The sequence below is a fragment of the Chamaesiphon sp. OTE_8_metabat_110 genome (genome assembly GCF_031382685.1).
Taxonomy (GTDB): Bacteria; Cyanobacteriota; Cyanobacteriia; order Cyanobacteriales; family Chamaesiphonaceae; genus Chamaesiphon.
On record NZ_JANMZA010000135.1, the window covers coordinates 1 to 7,082 of the forward strand.

Consider the following 7,082-nt stretch of genomic DNA (forward strand, 5'->3'; position numbering starts at 1 on the left):
AAATTTGGCGGACATAAAATTCGGGATCGTCAGGTTGAATATCTGAAACCAAAACCAACTTTATGGAATGCTAAGCTCCGTGGCTCTTACATCGATCGAGCGGGAGTGAAGTACAAATTTGATGATTCGATCGCGATCGAATATCAAAGTAAGGGTCAAGTAAAATTATATGGCGGACGGTGGTATTTATTGCCATAAAATATAATCGATGACTGACTGAAATTACGGCAATCGCTCGGTTCCTAAGACAACTTCTAGGAATCTATTTACTATCGGCGATCGATCGTCAATTCTCCATACTAGCGCGATCTTTGCTAACCGATCGACACTCAGACTCTGCGATCGAATCGGCTTATAAACTACCCCTTGGCGTTGAGCTTCTTGAATCGATGCTGGTAAAATGGAAACACCCATATTTGCCGAAACCAGACTCACGATCGTCTGCATTTGAATACATTCCTGCACTACTTGTGGACTAAAACCCGCTGTCTGACAAACCGAAATAATTGGATCGTATAATCCTGGCGCAAGTTCGCGTGGAAATAAAATAAATGGTTCTGTTGCTAACAATACGAGATCGATCTCATCTAATGCTGCTAAATAATGATTAGTAGGTAAAGCAACAACAAAAGATTCCTGAAAAACGACCTGAGTTACAAAATTTCGATCGACAATTGGCGGACGGATCGAGCCAAGATCGATTCTACCCTCACGCAGCCAAATTAATTGTCGATCGGTAGTTAGTTCGTGCAGCTCGATCTGAACGTGAGGATATCGATCGCGAAACTGCTGGAGCATCACTGGTAAAATATTATAAGTTGCCGAACCGACAAACCCGATTGAGATTTTACCGAGTTCGCCCCGACTAGTTTTTCTGCCAATATCGATCGCCCGATCGAGTTGTTGTAAGATTTGGTTAACTTCAATTAAAAATGCCTGTCCCGCAGGTGTTAACACCACAGATCTATTATTGCGGGTGAATAATTTAAAGTCTAACTCCGCCTCCAAATCTTGAATTTGTTTAGTCAATGGCGGCTGTGAAATATGTAATTTTTCTGCCGCTTTGCCAAAGTGTAACTCTGTGGCAACAGTTTTAAAATAAAGTAAGTGTCGCAGCTCCATAAATCAGATCCGATCGATATTAAACTTTTGAAAACTACTACTAAATCCACACCATTAGACTATCCATCAACTGCACGAATTAGGTGGTTTCGCCAACAGCTTTCTACCTGGGGAATCGCCAATCGACGCGACTATCTCTGGCGCAAAACTACCGATGCCTATCATCTCCTTGTCGCCGAATCTCTACTTCAGAAAACAGATGCCGATACAGTTGCACCGATTTACGAACTATTTCTAGAGCAATATCCCACCATCCAAGACTTAGCCGCTGCCAACCTCAAAGACGTTGCCAAACTTCTCAAACCATTGGGCTTATTTTTTCGCGCCGAACGGCTGCAACAATGCGCCCAGATCGTCCTCAGCCAATATAATGGCATCGTACCTGACGACCAGAAACAACTGCTCAAACTGCCAGGAATCGGCGACTATACCGCTCGCGCGATCGGTTCTCAAGCATTTAACCAACCGTTAGCAGTATTAGATGCTAATGTGGCGCGAATTCTCGAACGCTTTTTTGGCTTACAAGGCGAAAGAGTCAAATCACGGTGCAAAATCCTCTGGGGTGCCGCAGATGCGATCGCACCTAGAAAAAATGTGGGAACGTGGAATCTCGCCTTACTAGATTTTGGCGCGTTAACTTGTAAGGCTCAGAATCCAGATTGCGATCGCTGTCCGCTATCGTCTAAATGTAAATGGTACCGCGATCGATTAGGTATTTAAAAACCAATCATATCCTGATTTAAATTGTTCTTTGCCATTTGTTTCGACAATACTTCCATGCGCGACGATGACTCGATCGAAATCCCATTCTAACACTCGATCGACGGCTTTTTTCACAGCTTGCTTATCTCGCGTCGCTAGCTTTTCGAGCGGTGAGGGTCTTAATAATTTATATCCACCCGTCAATTTTGCGATTAGTTGAGTTAGCGGTACGAAGCTCTCGTCAAAATAAAAAGCGGTGTCTGTTAAAATTAAGGTACGACTCGATTGATGACAAAACACATATTCATTTAAAGGTGTGTAGCCATTTAAGAAAAGTGTTTGAAAACCATCAAACAAGAGACAATCTATCTCACCATCAAACATACTATTTTGCCGCTCTGCAATTGGTATATCAATAACCAAATCTGGTCTTTTTTTAGCTAAACTTGATGTTGCCCATAATTGTGCTTGAGGATAGATAAATTGAAAGTTCTGAATAAATAAATGATGATAGAGATTGGGTGCGATGATATATTTTACTTCACCTAATAGTGCGATCTGCTCGATTGTCGCAGGATCGATCTTAATCGGTGAGATTGCAACTAAATCTCCCGTACCCAATCGCACGAGCGTCATTCTCGTCCCGACTTCCAACCCAAAATACTTAAATGGTTGTTCGACAACCCATAAATTGCAATCTATTTCTCTGAGCATAAAGTTTTAAAGCCACTCTAATTCGAGAGCAATTACAAAATAACTATAGCATTGATACTTTAAAAGTATTAACAGCAATACTAATATATATTGGACAAGCACCGACCGACTTGTCTATAGTAGTGATACAACCACACCGCAACTATTACCGCAGCCGCAGCCCAATCTTATGGTAAATTTATGGTCTACCACCGAACACGCATTAGGGTATCTAGCAAAAGCCGATAGCATTCCCCACCGGACTGAAGGTGAAGCCGTACTGCTCGACTATATTCCCAAAACTGCCCAGCGCATCCTCGACTTGGGTACTGGCGACGGGAGACTGATGGCATTACTCAAAATAGATCGACCTTTAGCGACGGGAGTTGCGTTAGACTTTTCACCAGTAATGCTGGAAAAAGCCAGAGCGAGATTTCAAGATGATAATTCTATTGAGATTATCAGTCATAATTTGGACGATCGACTACCAGATATCGGACAATTCGATGCGATCGTTTCAAGTTTTGCCATTCATCATGTCACACACGATCGCAAGCGATCTCTATATGAGGAAATATTTAACTTACTAACCCCTGGCGGTGTATTTGCCAATCTCGAACATGTTGCATCACCCAATCAAAAGGTTCACATTCAGTTTCTAACCAAGATTGGTTATACACCCGAAAATGAAGATCCATCGAATAAATTACTCGATGTCGAAACTCAGCTAGGGTATCTGCATGAGATTGGATTTGCCGATGTAGATTGTTATTGGAAATGGTTAGAGTTAGCTTTATTAATTGGAATTAAACCAAATTAATTTACTGGCGATCGAGTAATCTGATTGGTTATTGATAAGCGGCGGTTTCAATCGTAGGTGTTTAATTAAAGGCTAATATATGGCTCGCGACCTGCATTAATGGCATCGCGATTATCCCTTTTTTATTCGCAGGTATTATCGCTTGGCATCAGACAATTATTATGGCGATCGGCTCTACCATTTATACTTTGGTGCGTTACGCTGCGCGATAACACACCCTACAAGCTATCCACTATCCACTATTCACTAAATAGCCATGAGCAAAAATACATTATTCGATAAAGTTTGGGACGCGCACACCGTCGCCACATTACCATCAGGACAAACCCAACTATTCATCGGCTTGCACCTGATCCACGAAGTCACCAGCCCTCAAGCTTTTGCGATGATGCGCGATCGCGGATTGAAAGTCCCCTATCCAGAACGTACCGTTGCCACCGTCGATCATATCGTACCTACCGAAGACCAATCGCGCCCCCTCGCCGATAGCCTCGCCGAGGAGATGATGCAACATCTCGAAAATAACACCAAAGAGCATGGAATTAGATTCTACAACGTCGGTTCTGGCAGCCAAGGGATCGTCCATGTAATTGCTCCTGAGCAGGGGCTAACCCAGCCAGGAATGACGATCGCCTGTGGAGATAGTCATACTTCTACTCATGGCGCATTTGGAGCTATAGCGTTCGGAATTGGCACCTCTCAGGTGAGGGATGTTTTAGCCTCCCAAACGCTGGCTTTGGGTAAATTAAAAGTCCGAAAAATTGAAGTCAATGGGACTCTTCAACTAGGCGTATATGCCAAAGATGTAATTCTGCATATCATCCGCAAACTCGGTGTCAAAGGCGGTGTGGGCTACGCCTATGAGTTCGCGGGCACTACCTTTGAAAATATGGATATGGAAGCCCGCATGACCGTCTGTAACATGGCGATCGAAGGTGGCGCGCGATGTGGGTATATCAACCCCGATCGAGTCACCTATGATTATCTCAAAGGGCTAGATTTTGCCCCTAAAGGAGCCGATTGGGATAAAGCCGTCGCCTGGTGGGAAAGCCTCCGCAGCGATAAAGATGCCGAATACGATGATGTCGTCGTCTTCGATGCCGCCGAAATCGCCCCTACAGTCACCTGGGGCATTACCCCCGCTCAAGGCATCGGCGTAGACGAACCCATCCCGACTGTAGCGCAGATGGCGGCGGATGAACGTGCGATCGCCGAAGAAGCCTATCAGTATATGGATCTCTCCCCAGGCGCACCAATTATCGGCACCAAAGTCGATGTTTGCTTTGTCGGAAGCTGCACCAACGGACGCATCACCGACTTACGCGAAGCCGCCAAATTTGCCGCCGGGAAACAGGTAGCCACCGGAGTCAAAGCCTTTATCGTCCCTGGCTCCGAGCGGGTGAAAAAACAAGCCGAAGCCGAAGGGTTAGACATGGTTTTTAAAAACGCCGGATTTGAATGGCGCGAGGCGGGTTGCTCGATGTGCTTGGCGATGAATCCCGACAAGTTAGTCGGACGACAACTGAGTGCATCATCTTCCAATCGTAACTTCAAGGGTCGTCAAGGTTCTTCATCGGGGCGGACATTATTGATGTCGCCAGTCATGGTAATCGCGGCAGCAGTGACGGGTAAAGTTACCGACGTGCGGGAATTGATGAATTAATCTAGTATTCCGCACGTTGTCAATCGTGCGGAATATGCGATCGAATATCGCCTTTCTCGATCGATAAAATACCCGATTGATTCGATTGAGAGAAATAAAATTCTTGTACTAAAGCAGCGGTTGAGAAATTTGGAGCCAGATAGGAGCAGAGCTACCAGAAAGTTGAGCTAATTAGATTAAGTAATACCAAATTAAATTTGATAGACGACAGATGAGCTAATCCCCTTTATAAGGGGAGGTTGGGTGGGGTAAAGATCTGATGCCGACAGACAAAAAAAGAAGGTAGGTGCAATATTAAACCACATCTACCTTCTTTTTAATAACTAAATTGTGTCGATTAGCTCCGGTACAGCAAAGCCGAGCGAAAATCTAAGATCTGACTTTGGCTATCGAGCGTTGTTTGCGACGACCGATGGGAGCAGGACTACCACTAGTGCCAGCACCAGCACCGACAGCAACATTAACTTTACTGGAAGTCTTGCCATCTTCAGGCGTCTGCATCATCAATACTAATAGCGGACGACTTTGCAGTTCGCGGCGGACTAGGCGTTGGAGTGCGGATTCTAGTTCGATTTGGAGTCCCGTCCAGTCGATGTCGAGCTGACCGGATTCAAACTTACGTGCAAACCTGTCCCAACGATCGATTAAAGTATTCTCGATGGTTTTCTGGATTAGTGCGGCGATGAGCGACTGTTCGACTGCTGTGACTACACCGCGCAGATTGACTTGAGGTGTGACCATCATCTTACCATCTAGCCCGATCGCTAGGGCGACAGTGACTACACCGTCTCCGGCTAGCTGTTTGCGCTCTTCCATGACTTGAGTTTGGTCGTGGACGATGCCAGCGTTATCGACTAGTTGAATTCCTGATGGAACTTTACCAGCTTTACCGATACTGTTTTCAGTCAGTTCGACGATATCACCGTTATCGATGATTACCATATTTTCGGCTGGAATGCCAGTACTTTGAGCGGTTTGGGAGTGCTTGATCAGCATCCGGTGTTCGCCGTGAACGGGGATGAAGAACTTCGGACGAGTCAGACTCAGCATCAATTTCTGATCTTCTTGGCAGCCGTGTCCCGAAACGTGAATCCCTTTGTCGCGTCCGTAGATGACGTTGGCACCCTGCATCATCAATTTGTCAATGGTGTTGACAACGGCGATGGTGTTGCCTGGAATGGGGTTCGCTGAGAAGATAATCGTATCGCCTTTGCGGATGCGGACTTGGCGGTGTTGACCATTAGCAATCCGTGTCATCGCTGCTAGGGTTTCGCCTTGAGATCCGGTCGTGAGGATCAATACTTTGTCATCGGGAAGGTGATTTGCCGACTGAAGTGGCTCGAATACATCGTCGGGGCAATTGATATAGCCAAGGTTCCGTGCATGAGCGATGACGTTGAGCATCGATCGACCGACTACGCAGACTTTCCGATTGTACTTCATAGCGATCTCGATCGTCATGTTGATCCGGTGGACGGAGGATGAGAAGGTAGTCACCATTACCCGTCCTTTGGCTAGGGAGATAAACCTGTCGAGGTTGGGGAATACCGAACGCTCGGAAGGAGTAAAGCCAGGAATCTCGGAGTTGGTGGAGTCGCTGATTAGACACAGGACGCCTTTTTCACCATGCTCGGCGAGTTTGGCATAATCATACGCTTCGCCATCGACAGGGGTATGGTCGAACTTGAAGTCTCCAGTATGGATGACGACACCGACGGGAGTATGCAGTGCGATCGTAAAGCTATCGGCGATCGAGTGGGTATTACGGATAAACTCTACAAAGAAGGATTCGCCAAGTCTGACGATATCGCGCGGTGCGACTGTCTTGATTTTAGTTCGATCGGCGACACCAGCTTCTTCTAATTTACCTTGCAATAGAGCCATTGCAAGGCGCGGACCGTAAATAATCGGAATGTCAAATTGCTTGAGGTGATAGGGAATTCCACCGATATGATCTTCATGTCCGTGGGTGACGATCATCCCTTTGATCTTGTGCTGATTTTCGCGCAGATAGGTCATATCTGGCAAGACAATATTGATGCCATGCATTCCCTATCACCTTAAGCAATTCGACATCCCGAT

7 protein-coding genes are annotated in these 7,082 nt (G+C 45.8%); 4 read left to right on the forward strand and 3 right to left on the reverse strand.

Annotation, left to right across the window (positions count from 1 at the left end; genetic code table 11):
* On the forward strand, nucleotides 1-198 hold a 198-nt coding region (locus RMO52_RS04680), incomplete at its 5' end, for a hypothetical protein (RefSeq protein WP_310411347.1).
* 24 nt (nucleotides 199-222) lie between these two features.
* On the opposite strand, the gene RMO52_RS04685 is transcribed toward RMO52_RS04680, so the two are convergent.
* Nucleotides 223-1,122, reverse strand: a complete 900-nt coding sequence (locus RMO52_RS04685; protein ID WP_310411350.1) for a LysR substrate-binding domain-containing protein — start codon at nucleotides 1,120-1,122, stop codon at nucleotides 223-225.
* A 27-nt stretch (nucleotides 1,123-1,149) separates the two neighbouring features.
* On the opposite strand from RMO52_RS04685, the gene RMO52_RS04690 reads away from it, so the two are divergent.
* On the forward strand, nucleotides 1,150-1,842 hold the full coding sequence (locus RMO52_RS04690; RefSeq protein ID WP_310411353.1) for an A/G-specific adenine glycosylase: 693 nt from the start codon (nucleotides 1,150-1,152) through the stop codon (nucleotides 1,840-1,842).
* Here RMO52_RS04690 and RMO52_RS04695 read toward each other — a convergent pair.
* Entirely contained in the window at nucleotides 1,831-2,538 is a 708-nt protein-coding gene (locus RMO52_RS04695) for a DUF4336 domain-containing protein (RefSeq protein ID WP_310411355.1), read from the reverse strand. The genes RMO52_RS04690 and RMO52_RS04695 overlap by 12 nt on opposite strands.
* Before the next feature lie 169 nt (nucleotides 2,539-2,707).
* Here RMO52_RS04695 and RMO52_RS04700 point away from each other — a divergent pair, with 169 nt between their 5' ends.
* Nucleotides 2,708-3,337: a class I SAM-dependent methyltransferase gene (locus RMO52_RS04700; RefSeq protein WP_310411358.1), complete on the forward strand. Its 630-nt coding sequence runs from the start codon at nucleotides 2,708-2,710 to the stop codon at nucleotides 3,335-3,337.
* 256 nt (nucleotides 3,338-3,593) lie between these two features.
* On the forward strand, nucleotides 3,594-5,000 hold the full coding sequence (leuC, locus tag RMO52_RS04705) for a 3-isopropylmalate dehydratase large subunit (RefSeq protein WP_309740921.1): 1,407 nt from the start codon (nucleotides 3,594-3,596) through the stop codon (nucleotides 4,998-5,000).
* Between the two features lie 369 nt (nucleotides 5,001-5,369).
* Here leuC and RMO52_RS04710 read toward each other — a convergent pair whose 3' ends face one another.
* Nucleotides 5,370-7,049 (reverse strand): ribonuclease J, encoded by a 1,680-nt coding sequence (locus tag RMO52_RS04710; protein WP_396134887.1) that lies wholly within the window; start codon nucleotides 7,047-7,049, stop codon nucleotides 5,370-5,372.
* Nucleotides 7,050-7,082: the final 33 nt, after the last annotated feature.